This is a genomic window from Cryobacterium cryoconiti (genome assembly GCF_004403065.1).
Lineage (GTDB): Bacteria > Actinomycetota > Actinomycetes > Actinomycetales > Microbacteriaceae > Cryobacterium > Cryobacterium cryoconiti.
The window spans coordinates 47,281-68,011 of record NZ_SOHA01000034.1 but is presented as its reverse complement, the minus strand read 5'-3'; the positions used below and the strand labels follow the sequence as shown (position 1 = coordinate 68,011).

The following is a 20,731-nucleotide window of genomic DNA, read 5'->3' as shown; positions in this document are numbered from 1 at the left end:
ATGGCAACCCTCCTCTACCGAATCGGCCACTTCGCCTACCGCCGCGCGGGCCTGGTGATCGGCATCTGGGCGCTACTGCTGGTCGGGATCCTCGGCGTCGGGGTCGCGCTCGGCGGCCAGACCCAGGAGTCCTACGCGATTCCCGGCACGGAATCACAGGACTCCATCGACAAGCTCGGGGAGGTGTTCCCCCAGGCGGCGGGCGCTGCGGTGCAGGTCGTCTACACGGCGCCGGACGGGGCATCCGTCAACGACGAGCCCTACCGCACGGCCATCGTCGACATGGCCGCCGAGCTGGCGGATGTTGCCGGCGTCGACTCGGTGCTGACACCCTTCGACGAATACGCCTCAGGCGCCATCTCAGACGACACGGAGAGCGCGTTCAGCCAGGTGCAGCTGTCGGGCCTGTCGACCGACGTCACCGCGGAGACCCTCGACGATGTGACCGGGACCCGGGAGATCGCCGAGGGCGCGGGCCTGAAGGTCGCCTTCGGCGGCCAGGTGTTCGCGGACAACACCTTCGGCATCACCGTTTCCGAGGTGCTCGGCCTGATTTTTGCCGGCGTGGTTCTGCTGATCACCTTCGGCTCGCTCGTGTCCGCCGGGATGCCGCTGCTGATGGCCCTGATCGGGGTGGGGGTTGCCATCGGCGGCATCACCGTGATCTCCGCCTTCGTGCCCGTCTCCAGCACGGCGCCCATGCTCGCCCTGATGCTCGGCCTCGCCGTCGGCATCGACTACGCGCTCTTCATCCTGTCGCGGCACCGAACGCAGCTCGCCAACGGCGTCGAACCGCACGACTCGGCGGCCACGGCCGTGGCCACCGCGGGCAGCGCCGTCGTCTTCGCCGGGATCACCGTGATCATCGCCCTGCTCGGGCTGCTCGTGGTCGGAATCCCGTTCCTCAGCGTGATGGGGCTCGGGGCCGCCTTCGCCGTGCTGATCTCGATCTTCGTGGCCGTCACACTACTCCCCGCCGTTCTCGGACTGGCCAAGGGGCGCCTCACCCCCAAGGCAGGCAGTCGCGCGCACCGCCGCGCCACCCGACCCGACACCGGCCGGCCCACGCTCGGCCACCGCTGGGTGAATCTTGTACTCCGGGCGCCGATCGTGGCCGTTCTCCTGGTGGTGGGAGTGCTCGGCACTCTGGCGATCCCGGCGCTCAGCCTCGACCTGAACCTGCCCGACGGGGCGTCCGAGCCGGCCGGGTCGACGCAGCGGGAGGCGTTCACCATGCTCGAAGAGGGCTTCGGGCCTGGGTACAACGGTCCGCTCATCGTCGTCGTCGACATCACCCAGACAACGGATATCTTCGCCGACCTCGACACCATCGGCGCGGAACTGCGAACCCTTCCCGACGTCGCGTTCGTCGGCAAGGGAACACCGAACCCGACCGTCGACACCGCCATCATCCAGGTCATGCCGGAAAGCGCGCCGAATGCGCCCGAGACCAAGGCTCTCGTGCAGGCCATCCGAGATCTCGCACCCTCGATCGACGACGACCTGGGCACCCCCATAGCCGTGACCGGCGCGACCGCGGTGGGGATCGACATCTCCAACCGACTCAGCAACGCGCTCGTGCCATTCGCGCTGATCGTGGTGGGGCTCTCGATCATCCTGCTGACCATGGTGTTCCGCTCGATCTTCGTGCCGATCAAGGCGGCCCTCGGCTTCCTTTTGTCGGTGGCCGCATCGATCGGTGCGACCGTGATGATCTTCCAGTGGGGCTGGTTCTCCGACCTGCTCGGGGTCGAGACCCCCGGGCCGATCCTGAGCTTCCTGCCCATCCTGCTGATGGCCGTGCTCTTCGGCCTCGCGATGGACTACGAGGTGTTCCTCGTCTCCGGCATGAGGGAGGAGTTCGTGAAGACCGGCCTGGCCCGCGAATCCGTCGTGCACGGGTTCTCCCACGCCGCCCGGGTGGTGACGGCCGCGGCCCTGATCATGTTCTTCGTCTTCTTCGCCTTCGTGCCCGAGGGCACCGGGGCGATCAAGGGCATCGCATTCGCCCTCGCCGTCGGAGTCTTCCTCGACGCGTTCCTGGTGCGGATGACGCTGGTCCCGGCCGCAATGGCTCTCGCCGGCGACGCCGCCTGGTGGTTGCCGCGATGGCTCTCCCGCATCCTGCCCAACGTCGACATCGAGGGTGAGGGTCTGCGCCAGCACCTGGCCGACAAGGAGTGGGCCACCGGCCAGACGCACGCCATCACGGCAGAGGGGACCGTCTTCGGTCTGCCGGAGAGCCCGTTCGGACCGCTCGACCTCGCCATCGATTCCGGCACGGTCGTCCTGATGACCGGCTCCGCCACGCACCGCCGCGTCATCGCCGCCACACTGGCCGGCCGGCTTGACCCGGTGTTCGGCCGCCTCCAGGTGCAGGGTGCACCGCTGCCGTCCGAACGCGCTCGCGCCCTCCGGATGGTGGCGCTCGCCGACGTGGGCGACAGCCGGGACAACGGCCTGACCGTGGGGGAGTTGCTGGCCGAACGGCTGGACCTGGCGCATCCGTGGTACCGGGCTGCGTCCCGTCGTTCCTTGCTCTCCGGGTGGGTCGGACGCCTGAATGTGGCGGTCGGCAGCGGCCGGGCCGCTCCGGCGACCAGCCCGATCCGGTCCGGCACGACCGTGTCGTCGCTCTCCGCCCTCGATCGCGCCGCCGTGCTCGTGGCTGCGGCGCTCACCGAGAACCCGGGCGTCGTCATCGTCGACCTGGGCGAGGGGTTGCCCGTCGACCCGACGGGGCGCGACCTCGCGCAGGTGCTGGCGACCCTCGCCCCGGCATCGACCACCCTGATCCTCGGCGCAGCGTCCTTCCCGGATACCGCACCGGCCTACCGCGGTGACCGGCCCGTGCAGACCCTCCACCTCGACTCCCGTGACCGACGCTCCCTCGACGGAGCCCCTTCTGACCGAAAGGCCCTGCAGCGATGAGCACCAGGCTCGAGAAACTCTTCAGCCGCACGCCCGGGGAGCGCCGATGGACCTTCGGGGCTCTCCTGGCCGGTCTGATCGTGGTGCCGCTCGCGGTGGCCGGCCTCTTCGCCGGCGCCTTGGCGACCGCTGACCAGCGCGTGGACACCCTGCCGGCGATCGTCGTCAACAACGACGAAATCGTCACCACAACCCTCCCCGACGGCACCGAGCAACCGGTGCTCGCCGGGCGACTGCTGGTGACCGAGCTCACCAAGCCCTCCGGTGACGGATCCGAGGCCACCGGTTTCGACTGGACGATCTCCAACACCACGGATGCCGCGGCCGCCCTGGCCTCCGGCGAGGCCTACGCCGTTCTCACGATCCCGGCAGACTTCTCCTCATCGGTGACCTCGCTGGGCGGCGCCGCGCCCGTGCAGGCGGATCTGGACATCCGCACCGATGACGCGCACTCGTTCCTGGCCGGATCGGTGGCGCAGTCGGTGGGCACGGCCATGTCGGGTGTCTTCGGCCGTGAGATCACGTCGCAGTACCTCAACGGGCTGTACACGAACCTGGCCGTGCTGGGGGAGTCCCTGACCCAGGCGGCGGATGGCGCCGCTCAGGTTTCGACCGGGGTCTCCGGCGTGGCCACCGGACTGGATTCGCTGGCCGGCGGCACGGCCGCCGCGGCCACCGGGGCCTCGACGGCCGCGACCGGCGCCGCCACATTCTCCTCCGGCGTGACCGAGTACACGCAGGGCGTCACGGGCCTCAGCGACGGCCTGACCCAGCTGAACACGGGTGCGGCCGGGCTGGCCCCGCTCGCCACCGGTCTGCCGGCCTACGCCGCCGGGGTGCAGGCCAGCGCCGACGGGTTCCGGCAGCTCAACGCCGCCATGCAGAACGACCCCCGGGTCGCCGACTACGCGCCGGCCCTGCTGCGCCTTCAGGGCGGACTGGACGCGCTCGCGGCGCAGAGCCCCGGCATCAGCCAGGCCGGTCCCGGCATCCAGGGCGTGCTCGACGGTGTGTCTCAGAGCGCGACCGGTGCGAGCCTGCTCGCGGCCGGCGGCGGCGAGCTGCGCGGCGGGGCCGGCGACCTCGCCACCGGGGTCGCGGGAATCTCCACCGGCCTCTCGCAGCTGGCCACCGGGACAACGGATGCCGCCGCGGGCGCCCGCCAGCTCGAAACGGGTGCGGCCGACCTGGCCAGCGGTCTGCAGGAGGGCGCCGACGGTGCGGCCCCGCTCACCGACACCGACCCGGCCCTGACCTCGGCGGTGGTCTCCGAACCCGTGGGCATCAGCGCGGAGCGTGACAACGCGTTCGCGTCGATCGGCCCGGTGATCGGGATGGTCTTCGTGCCGATCGGGCTCTGGATCGGTGCACTGGCCATCTTCCTGGTCATGAAGCCGCTGTCCGCCATCGCCCTGGCATCGACCGCGTCCACTGGCGGCCTCGTAGTGCGCAGTCTCGGTCGCGCGTTCGGAATCGCCGCCGCCCAGGCCGCGGTCGTGGTCCTGCTGCTGCACAGCACCCTGGGGGTGGCGTGGTCGCTGCTGCCGGCCACGCTGGCCTTCGCGGTGTTCCTCGCCTTCGTGTTCGCGGCGGTGCACCACTTCCTCACGGCCGCCTTCGGCCGGGTCGGCATCGTGGTCTCCCTGGTGCTGCTCGCATTGCAGCTCACGGCGGTGGGCGGGCTCTACCCGATCGAGCTGGTGTCCGCGCCGTTCCAGCTGATCAGCCCGTACCTGCCGCTGACCTGGGCCGTGGAGGGCATGCAGGCCATCGTCTCCGGCAGCGCCGGCGGCGCCGGAGGGCCCGCGGCCATCCTGGTGATCTTCGCGCTGGTGAGCGTGCTCGCCTCCTACGCGACCGTCGCGAGGCGGCGCGGCGCCCGCTCCTTCGGGCTGGCGCAGGTGCGCGGCTGAGTGCTGCGCCCCGAACGCCTCACCCCGACCGTGCGGGGCTGGGGCTAGGGGGTGGTCGGGGTCTCGCCGATGCTCAGCCAGCCGTCGCTTCCTCCCCGGGCGTGGGTGCCCGGGGTGCGATCCCCGGCGGCGGCACGGGCCTCCTTCAGTGCGTGAAGCTGGCGGTCGACATCCGCTTTCGTCGCACCGGCCGATAGCTGCCGTTCAAGGTCCGCGTCGGGCGGTGCCGTGGCATCGTTCAGAGCGCCGCTGGAGAGCAACTCGTCGGTGGCGGCAGCGCGGGCCTGCATCTGGGCGACCCTGTCCCTGGCCCGATCCAGGCCGGCACCGGCGTCGGTCATCTCGGAGCCGAGCCCGGCCGCGGCCTCGTTGGCCTTCACCCGCGCCTCAGAGGCGGCGTAGGTGGCCTTCATCGTTTCCTTCTCTGTGCGGAAGGCGGCGATCCGTTCGGCGAGACGGCGCTCGTTGTCCTGCAGTTGCGCCTGCTGCTGTGCCAATGCCAGGTACTGCTCCCGGATCCCGGCCACCTGGCCCTCGAGGAGCGAGCGGCGTTCCAGCGCCGTGCGGGCCAGGTCTTCCCTGCCCTGGTTGAGCGCTTCCTGGGCCTGGTCGGCCAGCCGCTGGTAGCGACCACCCATATCCTGCCCCTGCAGTTCGATCCGCTTCTTCGCCGTGGCAACCTCGGCCAGGCCCTGGCGCACCTGCTGGAGCATCCGCACCTGCTGCTCATAACTGTCGTCAAGCGCCTCGCGAGGGTCCTCCATCCGGGTTAGAGCGCGGTTGGACTTGCTGCGGAGGATGACCCGCAGCCGCGAGGTGAGGCTCATGATTCACTCTTCCTACTGAGGTGGTGCACGGGGACGGGCCGACGCGCCGGGGGTGAATCGTCGCGGCCGTTGAGGGAGCGCAACTCCTCGACTCCGGCTCGGAGTGCTGCAACCTCATGCTCGACATCAGAGTGCAGCGTCGTCAGGCTGTCATCGGTGAGGTTCCCGAGGCCGGCGGAGACCGCGGAGCGGAGACGGCGCACCAGCCCGGTCACCCGGTCGACGCGGCGGCCCGCCACCGGGATCGCCTCGGCGAGCGCCACGGGATCGGTCTCGCTCGTCAGCAGCCGCAACTGCGATTGCACACTGACGCCTTCACTCTGGATCCGACGAAAGAGTCGGGGAAGCTCGCCGAGCGGACCAGCACTCTGCCGGGCCAGGTCGACGGCCGCCTGACCGCTGGCGAGGGATTCCGTCAGCCGCAACTGCAGCTTCAGAACCTCGTGCTGTGGGCCCCAGCTGAGGCGGGTGCGAGAACGCAGCACCGCGCCGGAGAGAGCGCGGCTGCGGCGAAGGCGCTTGTACACCGCCCGCACCACCAGGAAGAACGAGACGAAGACAACGAGGCTGATGGTCGCGAGCGCGATCAACACCCAGCTCAGCAGAAAACTCAGGTCCATGGGTCCGCCTTTGATCGAACAGGTCTCCGGGGTCGAGCCGTCACGTGACACAACCGATGAGGAGGGGACACGACGGGACACGATTCACACGCCAAAATACGCGCGTTACCTCAAAGTTGTCACCATGCCGATCGACCGTGTCCGAAAGGCCGCTCCGGCACCGGATTCCGGCTCGCTGATAACCTTGGAGTCCAGCAAGGTGGTCGCGCTCAGCGCTCGCCGGAACGGATGAACCCATTACTTCTGCAGCCGAGACAACGGCATCCGCCGGCACGAGCCCGACCTACTCACTGGTTGTGGTGTCCAACCGACTCCCGGTCGAGATCGAGGTCTCCGAGGACGGAACCGAAGGCTGGCGCACCTCGCCCGGCGGCCTGGTCACCGCTCTCGAACCCATGATGCGCAGTACTGACGGAGCCTGGGTGGGCTGGCCCGGCATCGCGGACCGCACGTTCGAGCCGTTCGAGAACGACGGCATCTCCATCGTCCCGGTGCGGCTCAGCGAGTCCGAACTGGAGGAGTACTACGAGGGATTCTCCAACGACACCATCTGGCCGCTCTACCACGACGTGATCGCTCCGCCACGCTTCCACCGCGAATGGTGGGAGGCGTACGTGCGGGTGAACCGCCGCTTCGCCGAAGCCGCCGCAGCCGCCGCCGCCCCCGGGGCGACGGTGTGGGTGCACGACTACCAATTGCAGCTCGTGCCACGGATGCTGCGCGACCTGCGCCCCGACCTCGTGATCGGCTTCTTCAACCACATTCCGTTCCCGCCCTACGGGATCTACGCGCAGCTGCCCTGGCGTAAGCAGATCCTCGACGGCCTGCTCGGCGCCGACCTGATCGGCTTCCAGCGCCTCGCCGACGCCGGCAACTTCTCCCGCGCCGTACGCCGGCTCTACGGCTACCCGACCCGCGGCGTCGCCATCGACGTGCCTGCCCCCGAGGGCACGCACCGCCGGGTGATCGCCAAGCATTTCCCGATCTCCATCGACGCCGCCGCCTACGAGGAACTGGCGCGGCGTCCCGAGATTCAGGAGCGGGCGCGCCAGATCCGGGAAGACCTCGGCAACCCCAAGACGATCATGCTGGGCGTGGACCGGCTCGACTACACCAAGGGCATCGCCCACCGCATCAAGGCGTTCGGCGAACTGCTCGCCGACGGCAGCCTGAGTGTGGAGGACGTGACGCTGGTGCAGGTGGCGAGCCCCTCGCGGGAACGCGTCGGTCCCTATATTGCCCTGCGGGACGAGATCGAACTGGCCGTCGGCCGCCTCAACGGCGACTTCTCCACCATCAGCCACACCGCGATCAGCTACCACCACCACGGCTACCCCCGCGAGGAGATGGTCGCACTGTACCTCGCCGCCGACGTGATGCTGGTGACCGCCCTGCGCGACGGCATGAACCTCGTCGCCAAAGAGTACGTGGCCGTGCGCTTCGACCGTGACGGAGTGCTCGTGCTGAGCGAGTTCGCCGGAGCCGCCGATGAACTCAAACAGGCCGTGCTGATCAACCCGCACGACATCGACGGGGTCAAGGCCGCCATCCTGCGCGCCGTCGCGATGCCGCGCCAGGAACGGCTGCGACGGATGCGCGCGCTCCGCCGCAAGGTCTTCGACAACGACGTCGCCGCCTGGTCCTCATCCTTCCTCCGCACCCTGACCGAGGGAGCCGCCGTGCGTCCCGGCATCCCCGACACCCTCGCCGGCGCGCTGAAGGATCTCAGCCGCGCCGACAACATCCTGGTCGCCCTCGATTTCGACGGGACTCTCGCCCCGCACGTCGACAAACCCGAAGACGCGCGCGCCGTGGCCGGCACCCGCGAAGCCGTGCAGCGCCTGCTCGACCTCGACGGGGTCCGGGTCGCGTTCGTCTCCGGACGGGCCCTGGTCAGCCTGCAGCACGTGTCGCAGCCGCAGACCGACGTGCTCCTCACCGGCTCGCACGGGATCGAGGTGCAGCTGGACACCCCCGAGATCGAACTCGACCTCGTCACCGTGGAACTCGAGCAGCTCGACGCCCTCGCGCGGGTGCTCGAGCGCATCGCCGACAGCGTCGACGGAACCTGGATCGAACGTAAACCGGCCGGCCTCGCCCTGCACACCCGGCTGGCGACGCCTCGGAACGCCGCCGCCGCCCAAAAGAGCGCGCGCGACGAGCTGGGTGCGTTGCTGCCCGGACTGACCGTGCGGGACGGCAAGGACGTGATCGAATTCGCGGTGCGCTCCAGCACCAAGGGCGACGCCCTCGAGCGGCTCCGCCGCCACACGGGCGCCGACCGGGTCTTCTACGCCGGCGACGACACCACCGACGAGGACGCCTTCGCCGTGCTCCAGCCCGGCGACGTCGGCCTCAAGATCGGTGCCGGCGATTCGCTCGCCGGCTATCGCGTGCGCGGGCCGGAAGACGTGCCACTGGTGCTGGGTCTCATCGCCGACGCCCGCGCGGCCGTCGCCGCGGAGCGTGAGGCCGCCGCCGGAGCATAAGCCCCGAACGGCGGTCCTCCCTCAGCGGACGTTCTAGACTCAGTGCATGACTGAGATCGACATGAAGCCGCGCAGCCGCGACGTCACCGACGGAATCGAAGCCACCACCTCGCGTGGGATGCTCCGGGCCGTGGGTATGGGAGACGCGGACTGGGAAAAGCCCCAGATCGGCATCGCCAGTTCGTGGAACGAGATCACGCCCTGCAACCTCTCCCTGGACCGCCTGGCGCAAGCCGCCAAGGAAGGTGTGCACGGCGGCGGCGGTTACCCGCTGCAGTTCGGCACCATCTCCGTCTCCGACGGCATCTCGATGGGCCATGAGGGTATGCACTTCTCCCTCGTCTCCCGTGAGGTCATCGCGGACTCGGTCGAGGTCGTCATGCAGGCCGAGCGCCTCGACGGCTCCGTGTTGCTCGCCGGCTGCGACAAGTCGCTCCCCGGCATGCTGATGGCCGCGGCCCGCCTCGATCTCGCCAGCGTCTTCCTCTACGCCGGCTCGATCGCCCCCGGCTGGGTCAAGCTCTCCGACGGCACCGAAAAAGACATCACCATCATCGACTCCTTTGAAGCGGTCGGCGCCGTCAAGGCCGGGCGGATGTCCGCAGCCGACGCCAAGCGCATCGAGTGCGCCTTCGCCCCCGGCGAGGGTGCCTGCGGCGGCATGTACACCGCGAACACGATGGCCAGCGTGGCCGAGGCCCTCGGCATGAGCCTGCCCGGCTCCGCGTCACCGGCCTCCGCCGACCGCCGCCGCGACTACTACGCGCACCGCTCCGGCGAGGCCGTCGTCAACCTGCTGCGTCTCGGGATCACGGCCCGGGACATCCTGACCCGCAAGGCCTTCGAGAACGCGATCGCCGTGGCGATGGCGTTCGGCGGGTCCACCAACGTGGTGCTGCACCTGCTGGCCATCGCGAACGAGGCCGAGGTCGAACTCACCCTGGACGACTTCAACCGGATCGGCGACAAGGTGCCGCACATCGGCGACCTGAAGCCGTTCGGCAAGTACGTCATGAACGACGTCGACCGTCACGGCGGCGTCCCGGCCGTGATGCGGGCCCTGCTCGAGGCCGGCCTCATCCACGGTGACGCGCTCACCGTGACCGGCAAGACCGTGGCCGAGAACCTCGCCGAGATCGATCCGCCCGATCTCGACGGCACGGTACTGCGCACCCTCGACAATCCCATCCACGTCAACGGCGGAATCACCATCCTCAAGGGTTCGATCGCGCCCGAGGGTGCCGTCGTCAAGACCGCCGGCTTCGACTCCGACGTGTTCGAGGGCCCCGCACGCGTGTTCGAACGTGAGCGCGGCGCCATGGATGCGCTCACCGCGGGGGAGATCCAGAAGGGCGACGTCGTCGTCATCCGCTACGAGGGACCCAAGGGCGGTCCCGGAATGCGGGAGATGCTCTCGATCACCGCGGCCATCAAGGGCGCCGGGCTCGGCGCGGATGTACTACTCTTAACGGACGGTCGATTCTCAGGCGGCACAACCGGACTGTGCATCGGCCATATAGCACCCGAAGCGGTGGACGCAGGTCCAATCGCCTTCGTGCGCGATGGTGATCTGATACGGGTCGATATCGCAGCTCGCACGCTCGACCTACTGGTCGACCCTGATGAGCTGGCCGCCCGGAGTGTTGGCTGGGCACCTCTGCCTCCGCGCTACACCCGAGGCGTTCTCGCAAAGTATTCGAAGCTTGTCCAGTCTGCGGCCGTCGGCGCCGTCACGGGCTAGCACACACCAATCGTCATCGAACTAGGGAACTGATCACATGACCGCGGAAACCCCCGTGCCATCACCGTCGCCCTCACCTGCCGCGCCTGTTTCGGCACCAGACTCCGGTACGCCCGAGATCCTCACCGGTTCCGGCGCGATCATCAGGTCGCTGGAGCTCCTGGGCGTCACGGACGTCTTCGGGCTTCCGGGCGGCGCCGTCATCCCGCTCTATGACGAGCTGATGAGCCAGACCGGCATCCGCCACATCCTGGTGCGCCACGAGCAGGGTGCCGGCCACGCCGCGGAAGGCTATGCCTCGGCGAGCAACCGCGTCGGAGTGGCCATCGCCACGTCCGGCCCCGGCGCCACCAACCTGGTCACGGCCATCGCCGACGCCTACATGGATTCGGTCCCGATCCTCTGCATCACCGGCCAGGTCTTCTCCACGCTGATGGGCACGGATGCCTTCCAGGAGGCCGACATCGTCGGCATCACCATGCCGATCACGAAGCATTCCTTCCTGGTCAAGCGCCCCGAGGACATCCCCGCGGCCATCGCGTCGGCGCACCTGATCGCCTCCACCGGCCGGCCCGGCCCGGTGCTGGTGGACATCACCAAGGACGCCCAGCAGAAGAGCGCCCCCTTCATCTGGCCGCCCAAGCTCGACCTGCCCGGCTACCGGCCGGTCACCAAGGCCCACGGCAAGCAGGTGCTGGCCGCGGCCCAGTTGCTCGCCGAGGCCAAGAAGCCCGTTCTCTACGTGGGCGGCGGCGTCATCCGTGCCCGCGCGTCGGAGGAACTGCTCGCGTTCGCCGAACTCAGCAACACGCCCGTCGTCACCACACTGATGGCGCGCGGTGCGTTCCCCGACTCGCACGACCAGCACCTGGGCATGCCCGGCATGCACGGCACGGTGTCCGCGGTGCTCGCGCTGCAGGAAGCCGACCTGATCATCGCCCTCGGCTCCCGCTTCGACGACCGCGTCACCGGCAAGGTCTCCGAGTTCGCGCCGCACGCCTCCATCGTTCACGTCGACATCGACCCCGCGGAGATCGGCAAGATTCGCGCCGCCGACGTTCCCATCGTCGGTGACGCCAAGGAGGTCATCGCTGACCTCACCGTGGCCTACGCGGCCGCGGTGACCACGACGACGCCCGATATCAGCGCCTGGTGGACCTACCTGAAGGGTCTGCGCGAGGAATTCCCGCTCGGCTACTCCGAGCCGACGGACGGCCTGATGAGCCCGCAGTTCGTGATCCAGCGCATCGGTGAGTTGACCGGGCCGGAAGCCGTCTACGCGGCCGGCGTCGGCCAGCACCAGATGTGGGCGGCCCAGTTCATCAAGTATGAGCGGCCCAATTCCTGGTTGAACTCCGGGGGAGCGGGCACGATGGGCTACTCCATTCCCGCCGCGATGGGCGCCAAGGTGGCCGAGCCCGACCGGGTCGTCTGGTCGATCGACGGCGACGGATGTTTCCAGATGACCAACCAGGAACTGGCCACCTGCACGATCAACAACATCCCGATCAAGGTCGCCGTCATCAACAACTCCTCGCTGGGCATGGTGCGGCAGTGGCAGACGCTGTTCTACGACGGACGGCACTCCTTCACCGACCTGCACACCGGCCACGGATCCGCGATGGTGCCGGACTTCGTGAAGCTGGCGGAGGCCTACGGCGCTCTCGCCATCCGGGTCACCAGTCCCGACCAGGTCGACGACGCCATCAAGCTCGCGCTGGCGACCAATGACCGTCCCGTGGTGATCGACTTCATCGTGAGCCGGGACGCCATGGTCTGGCCGATGGTGCCGCAGGGCGTCAGCAACAGCTATGTGCAGTATGCGAAAGACCACGCACCGACCTGGGAAGAGGAATAACCCGTGAGCACCCACGTTCTGAGCCTCCTCGTCGAGGACAAGCCCGGCCTGCTCACCCGGGTCGCCGGTCTCTTCGCCCGCCGCGGCTTCAACATCGAAAGCCTCGCGGTCGGCCACACCGAGGTTCCCGGGCTCTCCCGCATCACGATCCTCGTCGACGTCGAAGACGCACCGCTGGAACAGGTGACGAAGCAGCTGAACAAGCTGATCAACGTCATCAAGATCGTCGAACTCGACCCGGCCCAGTCGGTGCAACGCGAACACCTGCTCGTCAAGGTGCGCGCCGACAACACGACCCGGTCGATGGTGCTCGAAGCCGTGACCCTGTTCCGGGCCCGCGTCGTCGACGTGTCCGTCGACGCCGTCGTGATCGAGGTCACCGGAGACTCCGGCAAGACGCAGGCACTGCTGCGCGTGCTCGAGCCCTACGGGATCAAGGAGATCGCCCAGTCCGGTCTGCTGGCCATCGGCCGCGGATCGAAATCGATCAGCGAGCGCGTCTTCAAAAACTAACGGTTGTCGACGGGCTCGACCACCGGGATCCCGGTTGTCGAGCTTGTCGAGACACGACCACCGGGTCTCGACAAGCTCGACCACCGACAAGCTCGACCACCGACAAGCTCGACCACCGACAAGCTCGACCACCGACAAGCTCTTATCCGCCAACAACAAGGAGAACATTTACTCGTGTCTGAGATTTACTACGACAAAGACGCCGACCTGTCGATCATCCAGGGCAAGAAGGTGGCCGTCATCGGCTACGGCTCTCAGGGCCACGCCCACGCGCAGAACCTCCGCGACTCGGGTGTCGAGGTCGTCATCGGCCTCAAGGACGGCTCGAAGTCCAAGGCCAAGGCCGAGGAAGCCGGCTTCACCGTTCTCAGCACCGCTGAGGCATCCGCCTGGGCCGACGTCATCGTCATCCTGGCGCCCGACCAGGTGCAGCGTCACCTGTTCGCCGCCGACGTGCTGCCGAACCTCGCCGCGGGCAAGGCCCTCGTCTTCGGACACGGCTTCAACATCCGTTTCGGCTACATCGAGGCTCCCGAGGGCATCGACGTCGTCATGGTCGCCCCCAAGGGACCGGGCCACACCGTTCGCCGCGAGTACGAGGCCGGCCGCGGTGTTCCCGTGATCGTCGCAGTGGAGAAGGACGCGTCGGGCGCCGCCTGGCCGCTCACCCTCAGCTACGCCAAGGCGATCGGTGGCCTGCGCGCCGCCGGCATCAAGACCACCTTCACCGAAGAGACCGAAACCGACCTGTTCGGCGAGCAGGCCGTGCTCTGCGGTGGCGCGTCGCAGCTGATCCAGTACGGCTTCGAGGTTCTCACCGAGGCGGGCTACCAGCCGCAGGTTGCCTACTTCGAGGTGCTGCACGAGCTCAAGCTCATCGTCGACCTGATGTGGGAGGGCGGCATCGCCAAGCAGCGTTGGAGCGTCTCCGACACCGCCGAGTACGGCGACTATGTCTCCGGCCCGCGCGTCATCGACGCCCACGTCAAGGAGAACATGAAGGCCGTTCTCGCCGACATCCAGAACGGCGCGTTCGCCGAGCGGTTCATCCAGGACCAGGACGCCGGAGCACCGGAATTCCTCGCTCTGCGCAAGAAGGGCGAAGAGCACCCGATCGAAGCGACCGGCCGCGAGCTGCGCAAGCTGTTCGCCTGGAACGCCTCCGCCGACGACGATTACATCGACGGCGAAGCCGCGCGCTAACACCCCAGCGCACGTCGACAGCGGGACCGATCCACGCGATCGGTCCCGCTTTCATCGTTAAAGGGCCGGTGGAACCCCTATCCGAGGTGCATGCTTGCCGCGGTCGGCGCGGGTGTTCAGCATTGTTCCCAGCGGATGACCCCGGCCGCCCTCACGACTTCCCGCGCGGCCAGCCACAGCGCGACGACTGCAATCGCAGGGGACAGTTATGGGTAAACAGACCACACGACATCAGAGCAGGCACTCTCAGGCCTTCAACGAGGTGAGCGACCTCCAGAGGCACATCTCCGGAACCGTCATCACGGCCGGCGACTCCGGCTACGACGAGGCCAGACGAGTCTGGAACGGCATGATCGATCGCCACCCGGTCGCGGTCGTGCGGGCCGCGGTGGCGGCCGACATCGGACCGGTGGTGCATTTCGCACGCACCCGCGGCCTCCCCCTGGCGGTACGCGGCGGCGGCCACAACGTCGCCGGCAACAGCACGGTCGACGGCGGCCTGGTGCTCGACCTGGGCAGGCTGACCGCGGTCGAGGTGAACGAGCGCACCCACACTGTGCGCGCCCAGCCGGGAGCCACCCTCGCCGACCTCGACCGGGTGACCGAACCCTATGGGCTGGCGGTGCCGGTCGGCGTCGTCTCGGGAACCGGACTGGCTGGCCTCACCCTGGGCGGTGGGGTCGGCTGGCTGACCCGCGCCCACGGCCTGACCGTGGACAACCTGGTCGCGGCCGAGCTCGTGACGTCCGCGGGGGAGACCGTGACGGCGAGCGACAGCGAGAACGCCGAACTGCTCTGGGGGCTGCGTGGAGGTGGCGGCAACTTCGGGGTGGTGTCCACGTTCACGTTCCAGGCGCATCCGCTGCCCGCCGAAGTGCTCTCCGGCAACCTCGTCTACGGTCGAGACCGCTGGACGGAGGCCCTTCGTGCCTTCGCGGCCTGGACCCACGATCTGCCGGACGAGCTGACCACGATTATCAGCTTCATGGTGCCGCCGCCGGGCTGGAACCTGGGTGACGACCCGCTGATGATGCTCGGCTTCGCCTGGGCGTCAGCCGACCTCACGGCCGGCTATGAGGTCGTCGACCGGCTTCGCCGGGCCGCACCACCCGACGCAGAGGCGGTTGGACCGGCGCGCTGGCCGGTCTGGCAGTCGGCCGCAGATGAACTGTTCCCCCAGGGCGTGCGCGGGTACTGGAAGAACACCTCCTTCGACCGGCTCGATGACGATGTGATCCAGGTCATCACGCGGCGAGCAGCCGAACAGACCTGGCGGGGTACGGGCTTCGACATCCACCACATGGGCGGAGCGCTCGCGCGGGTCGACGAGGACGCCACGCCGTTCCCGAACCGGGCGGCGCGATTCTGGCTGAACATCTATGGTTTCTGGCCCGACGCCGCCGACGATGCTGCACGGATCGCATTCGTGCGCGGATTCGCCGCTGAGATGGAGCCGGTCGCCTCGGGCGGTCAGTACGTCAACTTTCTCGGCGCTGAACCGGACCTGGACCAGGCTGCCGCAGCCCTGGCCGTCTTCGGGCCCGCGAAACTCGAGCGCCTCAGCGCTCTCAAGCGCACCTGGGACCCGGACAACGTCTTCCGGCTCAATCACAAGATCCCGCCGACCATACCGCGGGCCTTCCGGTGAGCGGAGTACCGTGATCGTCGCCGGGGTGCACCCGGTCCCGTCGACGAAGGAGTCACCATGAAGGCGCTGGTTTATCACGGTCCCGGACGAAAGACGTGGGAGGACGTGCCCGATCCGAAGATCGTCGGGTCGGGTGACGCGATCGTGCGCGTGGACACGACCACCATCTGCGGCACCGACCTGCATATCCTCAAGGGTGACGTGCCGGCCGTGCAGGAGGGCCGCATCCTCGGGCATGAGGCGGTGGGCACGATCGTGGAGATCGGCACCGCCGTGCAGACTCTCGCGGTGGGCGACCGGGTCATCGTCTCCTGCATCAAGAGCTGCGGTCACTGTGCGAATTGCAGGACCGGGCTGTTCTCGCACTGCCTGGGCGACGAGGGGGCATCCGGGACCGGCTGGGTCTTCGGGCACCTCATCGACGGCACCCAGGCCGAGTATGTCCGGGTTCCCTACGCGGAGAACTCCTTGCACCTCCTGCCGCCCGGCGTCACGGACGAGGAGGCCGTCATGCTCTCCGACATCCTGCCGACCGGGTTCGAGATCGGAGTGCAGTACGGCAGGGTCAAGCCGGGGGACGTGGTGGCTGTGATCGGTGCCGGGCCGGTCGGCCTCGCCGCCATCGCCACGGCCGGGCTTTACGGCGCCGGCACGATCATCGCCATCGACACGGATGAGAACCGGCTGGAGCAGTCACGTCTGTTCGGGGCGACGGATGTCGTCGTCTCCGGCAGCCCCGACTGGAAGCAGCAGGTGCTGGCGTTGACCGACGGCGCCGGCGTCGACGTCGCCATCGAGGCGGTCGGCATTCCGGAGACGTTCACCATGGCGATCGACGTGGTGCGTCCAGGCGGCACCGTGGCCAACGTGGGCGTGCACGGCAAGCCGGTGGAGCTGCACCTGGAGGACCTGTGGATCCAGAACATCAGCATCAGCATGGGGCTGGTGAACACCAACACCACACCCATGCTGCTGAAGCTCGTGGCGCAGAAGAAGATCCCCGCCGCCAAGCTGGCCACGCACCGGTTTTCGCTGGACCAGATCATGGAGGCGTACGACACTTTCTCCCGCGCCGCGGAGACCAAGGCGCTGAAGGTCGTGCTCAGCCGCTAGCGCTCGCTCGCCCGGCGCGCCCGGCGCGCCCGGCTCGCACGGTCGGCGCGACTGTTGCCCGTTCGGACATGTGTTGCCGGCACACCGGCGACACATGTCCGCTTCGGCAACAGTTGCGTTGTCGAGGATCAACTCGGCGGATCGGTACTCTGGAAACATGACTTCTGGATACTCCGACGGCGACAACCGGGACGACGCCCTGGGCTGGGCTGGGGACGACGACCCCACGCTCGCTTCCGGGGACGAAGCCGGCGAGACCGGCGAGACCGCGAGTGCCGCTGGCCCCGGCTCCGGCGAACCGCCGGAGGGATGGACCGTGACCGGTCCGGCATCCGCTGTCGAGGCGAAGGCGGCAGCCGATGCCGCAGCGACCCGCGTCGCCACGAGCTCGCTGGCCCTGGTGTCGCTCGGCATCTTCGGCGGAATCTACCTGCTCTACACGATCGGTTGGTTCATCGGCGCGGGCCGCATCCAGATCCCGACGTCCGACGTGGTCTCCGAGTTCATGTTCATGCTCGGCCTGTGGCTGGCCGTGGCAGCCCCTGCGGTCTGGTTCGCGGTGACGTTCTGGCTCACTCGAGCACACCCGCGAGCTCGGTTCGGCTGGCTCCTGATCGGCGTCATCCTGCTCGTTCCACTGTCATTCATCTCCGGACCGGGGGTCATCGCATGACCGATTCCTCTCAGACCGCCACCCCGGTCGGATCCGGGTCCCGGCGGCGCACCCCGCGCTGGTTGTCGACGACGATCGCGATCCTGTTCGGCCTCTTCTACGCCTACGACGTCTGGGAGGCTGTCGGCAACCTCGTGGGCCTGAACATCCTGGCCCAGAGCCTCGATTCCCAACTGAGCGGGTTCGGCATCGTCGTGCTGCTCATTGGCATCCTCGGCCCGATCGTGATCTTTGTACTCGCCGCGTGGATCGGACGTTTCCGCGGTCCTGCCCCACAGGCGGCCCTGTTCCTGGCCGGCCTGTGCCTGAGCGCCGCGATCGCCGTCAACATCTTCACTCTCGGAGCGGGCAGCCTGCTCGCCTAGGCCGAACGCGAAGCCGTCTCGGCGCACCCTGTGGAAGCGGGCGCACGTTCCACCATGCGCCCGCTTCCACAACCTGCGCCGCGAATGGCGGGCGGCCCTGGCGGCGCGGGCGGCGCCGGCTCAGACGATCGCGACGACGATCAGTCCCATCAACACGAGCTGCCCGACCAGGCGCGGCACGAGCGGAATCGCGGCCACGCCGAAGCGGTCCGGGTAGCGTGACGCGAAGGCGTTGGCCGGGAAAACCGCCGCCAGGATCACGACCAGGCAGACGCCCGCCGTCACAATCGTGGGTGGGTAGAGCAACCCGAGCCCGCCGGCGAGCTCGCACACACCGGTCAGGATCACGAGGTTCGCGGGCCGGAGGACCCCGGTCGATCGCAGGCGTGGCGGGATCATCGCCCGCATGGTGCGCGCCACCGTCGGCACAAAATGCGTGATCCCGGCACCGATGAAAACCACCGCCAGCACGATGCGGAGGGCGAACTGGATGTCGGGGAACGTAACGCTGCTCATGGCTCCATTCTCCAGCCGATAGAGTGTTTTCATATCTGGCGCCCCACGGTCGCGGCGCAAGCCATGCTTTCTGCTGCTATCGGAGGATCCGTTTTCGTGTCAAAACCTGTTGTCCTAATCGCTGAAGAATTATCGCCTGCCACCGTCGACGCCCTGGGGCCCGACTTCGAAGTTCGTTCCGTAGACGGCACCGACCGGGTGGCTCTGCTGGCCGAACTGGCCACGGCGCATGCCGTGCTGGTGCGCTCCGCCACCAAGGTGGACGCCGAGGCGATCGCCGCCGCACCGTTGCTGAAGGTCATCGCCCGCGCGGGCGTCGGCCTCGACAACGTCGACATTAAAGCGGCCACGGCCGCCGGCGTCATGGTCGTCAATGCCCCGACCTCCAACATTATTTCCGCAGCAGAACTGACCGTCGGTCACATCATCAGCCTTGCCCGCCACATCCCGGCCGCTCACGGCGCGCTGGCCCAGGGGCAGTGGAAGCGCTCCAAGTACACCGGCGTCGAGCTCTACGAAAAGACCATCGGCATCATCGGCCTCGGCCGGATCGGCGCCCTTATCGCGGCCCGGATGCAGGCCTTCGGCACGAACATCATCGCCTACGACCCCTACATCACCTCCGCCCGCGCCCAGCAGCTCGGCGTGCATCCGGTCAGCCTCGACGAGCTCCTCGCGCAGTCGGACTTCATCACCATCCACATGCCCAAGACGCCGGAGACCAACGGCATGATCGGCGCGGCGCAGTTCAAGCTGATGAAGCCCACCGCGTTCGTCGTGAACGTGGCCCGCGGCGGCCTCATCAACGAGGACGACCTCTACGACGCCCTCACGGCCGGCACCATCGCCGGAGCCGGCCTCGACGTCTTCGTCAACGAGCCGCCGACCGGCTCGAAGCTGCTCGGCCTGGACAACATCATCACCACCCCCCACCTCGGCGCCTCCACGGACGAGGCCCAGGAGAAGGCCGGCGTCTCGGTCGCCAAGTCGGTGCGCCTCGCCCTGTCGGGAGAACTCGTTCCCGACGCTGTCAACGTCGCCGGCGGCGTCATCGACCCGTACGTGCGCCCCGGTATCCCGCTGGTGGAGAAGCTCGGCCAGGTCTTCTCCGGCCTCGGCGCCCGCAGCCCGCTGACCAGCGTCGACGTCGAGGTTCGCGGCGAGCTCGCCGACTATGACGTCAGCGTGCTTCGGCTCGCCGCGCTCAAGGGCATCTTCACCAACGTTGTCAGTGAGACCGTGTCCTACGTCAACGCGCCTCTGCTCGCCGAGCAGCGCGGCGTTGCCGTGCGCATGATCACCGACAAGGAGTCGCCGGAGTACCGCAACGTGATCACCCTGCGCGGCGCCCTCGCGGACGGCTCGCAGATTTCGGTGTCGGGTACCCTGACCGGTACGAAGCAGACCCAGAAGATCGTCGAGATCAACGGCTACGACGTCGAGGTCACGTTCGAGAACCACCTGATCGTGATGCTCTACACGGACCGTCCCGGAATCGTGGCCGTCTACGGTCGCGAGTTCGGTGACGCCGCGATCAACATCGCCGGAATGCAGATCGCCCGCCACGTGGCCGGCGGCAGGGCGCTGAGCGTGCTCACGGTGGACTCGCCCGTTCCGGCCAGCCTGCTCGCCAAGGTGCGTGACGCGATCGCGGCCGAGGCCATGATCGAAATCTCCATCACCGAATAGCGGTCCCGGCGGTCATCCGCCCGATCACCGCGAGCAACCGGTCCAGCCTCGTCGTCGATGTGTCATCGACGGCGAGGTGGCCGGGGCTCGCGAGGGTGGATTCGTAGTACAGCCCGTCACTGACGAGCATGATCACCTCGGCCACGTCCGGGTCTCCCACCGCCTCCTCGATGACGCTCAGCCACTGGCGCCGAGTTGAGGCCAGGGCAGCGTTGGCCAGCGGATGCGCCCCCTGCGCCAGACGCACGGCCGCACCGATCGACTGGTCGAGCGCTGTGCCCTCGCTCATCGACGTGCGGATCAGGTAGTCGACCGCTCCGGCCGGGGCCGCTCGAATCTGCTGCACATCGTCGGCGACCAGCGCGTCGAGCCGGGCCAGGAGCCCCTCGACGAGCGCGTCCTTCGAGCCGAAGTGGTAGAGCAGGCCGCCCTTGGACAGGCCCGCCGCCGCCGCGACGGCGTCGAGGGTGGCCGCCCGTTCGCCCTGGTCGATCAGGAGCTGAGCGAACGCGTCCAGGAGGCGATCGCGTGTGGGGGAGGCATGGTGCGCCCCCGTGGCCGGGGATGCGCTGTCGGAGATCATGGTGCTACTATACCGTCTGGACGGTTTACTTTACCGTCTGGACGGTACA

The 20,731-nt window shown here is 68.4% G+C and carries 16 protein-coding genes; 12 read left to right on the top strand and 4 right to left on the bottom strand.

Going from position 1 to position 20,731, the window contains the following annotated elements:
• Positions 1-2,931 (top strand): MMPL family transporter, encoded by a 2,931-nt coding sequence (locus tag E3T49_RS10910; protein ID WP_134424939.1) that lies wholly within the window; start codon positions 1-3, stop codon positions 2,929-2,931.
• Positions 2,928-4,844 carry a YhgE/Pip family protein gene (locus E3T49_RS10905; RefSeq protein ID WP_134424938.1) on the top strand — a complete coding sequence of 639 codons (1,917 nt, stop codon included), beginning with the start codon at positions 2,928-2,930 and terminating at the stop codon, positions 4,842-4,844. The genes E3T49_RS10910 and E3T49_RS10905 overlap by 4 nt, the downstream gene beginning before the upstream one ends.
• 44 nt (positions 4,845-4,888) lie before the next feature.
• On the opposite strand, the gene E3T49_RS10900 is transcribed toward E3T49_RS10905, so the two are convergent.
• Both E3T49_RS10900 and E3T49_RS10895 read right to left on the bottom strand, forming a co-directional pair.
• Positions 4,889-5,671: a PspA/IM30 family protein gene (locus E3T49_RS10900; RefSeq protein ID WP_134424937.1), complete on the bottom strand. Its 783-nt coding sequence runs from the start codon at positions 5,669-5,671 to the stop codon at positions 4,889-4,891.
• Positions 5,668-6,291 (bottom strand): hypothetical protein, encoded by a 624-nt coding sequence (locus tag E3T49_RS10895; protein ID WP_134424936.1) that lies wholly within the window; start codon positions 6,289-6,291, stop codon positions 5,668-5,670. Before E3T49_RS10895 ends, E3T49_RS10900 begins: the two co-directional genes overlap by 4 nt.
• Positions 6,292-6,587: 296 nt before the next feature.
• On the opposite strand from E3T49_RS10895, the gene E3T49_RS10890 reads away from it, so the two are divergent.
• The 9 genes from E3T49_RS10890 (at position 6,588) to E3T49_RS10850 (ending at position 17,894) form a co-directional block, all read left to right on the top strand.
• On the top strand, positions 6,588-8,780 hold the full coding sequence (locus E3T49_RS10890) for a bifunctional alpha,alpha-trehalose-phosphate synthase (UDP-forming)/trehalose-phosphatase (RefSeq protein WP_241972768.1): 2,193 nt from the start codon (positions 6,588-6,590) through the stop codon (positions 8,778-8,780).
• A 46-nt stretch (positions 8,781-8,826) separates the two neighbouring features.
• Positions 8,827-10,521, top strand: a complete 1,695-nt coding sequence (ilvD, locus tag E3T49_RS10885) for a dihydroxy-acid dehydratase (protein ID WP_134424934.1) — start codon at positions 8,827-8,829, stop codon at positions 10,519-10,521.
• A gap of 37 nt (positions 10,522-10,558) precedes the next feature.
• Entirely contained in the window at positions 10,559-12,379 is a 1,821-nt protein-coding gene (locus E3T49_RS10880; RefSeq protein WP_134424933.1) for an acetolactate synthase large subunit, read from the top strand.
• A 3-nt stretch (positions 12,380-12,382) separates the two neighbouring features.
• Entirely contained in the window at positions 12,383-12,892 is a 510-nt protein-coding gene (ilvN, locus tag E3T49_RS10875; protein ID WP_134362524.1) for an acetolactate synthase small subunit, read from the top strand.
• Between the two features lie 174 nt (positions 12,893-13,066).
• Complete coding sequence (gene ilvC / locus E3T49_RS10870) at positions 13,067-14,095, top strand: ketol-acid reductoisomerase (RefSeq protein ID WP_134424932.1); 1,029 nt, start codon at positions 13,067-13,069, stop codon at positions 14,093-14,095.
• 262 nt (positions 14,096-14,357) lie between these two features.
• Positions 14,358-15,743, top strand: coding sequence for an FAD-binding oxidoreductase (locus E3T49_RS10865; RefSeq protein WP_241972767.1), 1,386 nt, complete (start codon positions 14,358-14,360; stop codon positions 15,741-15,743).
• 57 nt (positions 15,744-15,800) lie between these two features.
• Complete coding sequence (locus tag E3T49_RS10860) at positions 15,801-16,856, top strand: zinc-dependent alcohol dehydrogenase family protein (RefSeq protein WP_134424930.1); 1,056 nt, start codon at positions 15,801-15,803, stop codon at positions 16,854-16,856.
• A 157-nt stretch (positions 16,857-17,013) separates the two neighbouring features.
• Positions 17,014-17,529, top strand: coding sequence for a DNA polymerase III subunit gamma/tau (locus E3T49_RS10855; RefSeq protein WP_134424929.1), 516 nt, complete (start codon positions 17,014-17,016; stop codon positions 17,527-17,529).
• Entirely contained in the window at positions 17,526-17,894 is a 369-nt protein-coding gene (locus E3T49_RS10850; RefSeq protein WP_134424928.1) for a hypothetical protein, read from the top strand. Before E3T49_RS10855 ends, E3T49_RS10850 begins: the two co-directional genes overlap by 4 nt.
• 120 nt (positions 17,895-18,014) lie before the next feature.
• Here the strand turns inward: E3T49_RS10850 and E3T49_RS10845 are convergent, their stop codons facing one another.
• The gene (locus E3T49_RS10845) at positions 18,015-18,410 is read right to left on the bottom strand and encodes a DoxX family protein (RefSeq protein WP_134424927.1); all 396 of its coding nucleotides are present in this window, start codon (positions 18,408-18,410) and stop codon (positions 18,015-18,017) included.
• A 96-nt stretch (positions 18,411-18,506) separates the two neighbouring features.
• On the opposite strand from E3T49_RS10845, the gene serA reads away from it, so the two are divergent.
• Entirely contained in the window at positions 18,507-20,099 is a 1,593-nt protein-coding gene (serA, locus tag E3T49_RS10840; protein WP_134424926.1) for a phosphoglycerate dehydrogenase, read from the top strand.
• On the opposite strand, the gene E3T49_RS10835 is transcribed toward serA, so the two are convergent.
• Positions 20,089-20,682 (bottom strand): TetR/AcrR family transcriptional regulator, encoded by a 594-nt coding sequence (locus E3T49_RS10835; RefSeq protein ID WP_134424925.1) that lies wholly within the window; start codon positions 20,680-20,682, stop codon positions 20,089-20,091. The two genes, serA and E3T49_RS10835, sit on opposite strands and share 11 nt — an antisense overlap.
• Between the last annotated feature and the right edge of the window lie 49 nt (positions 20,683-20,731).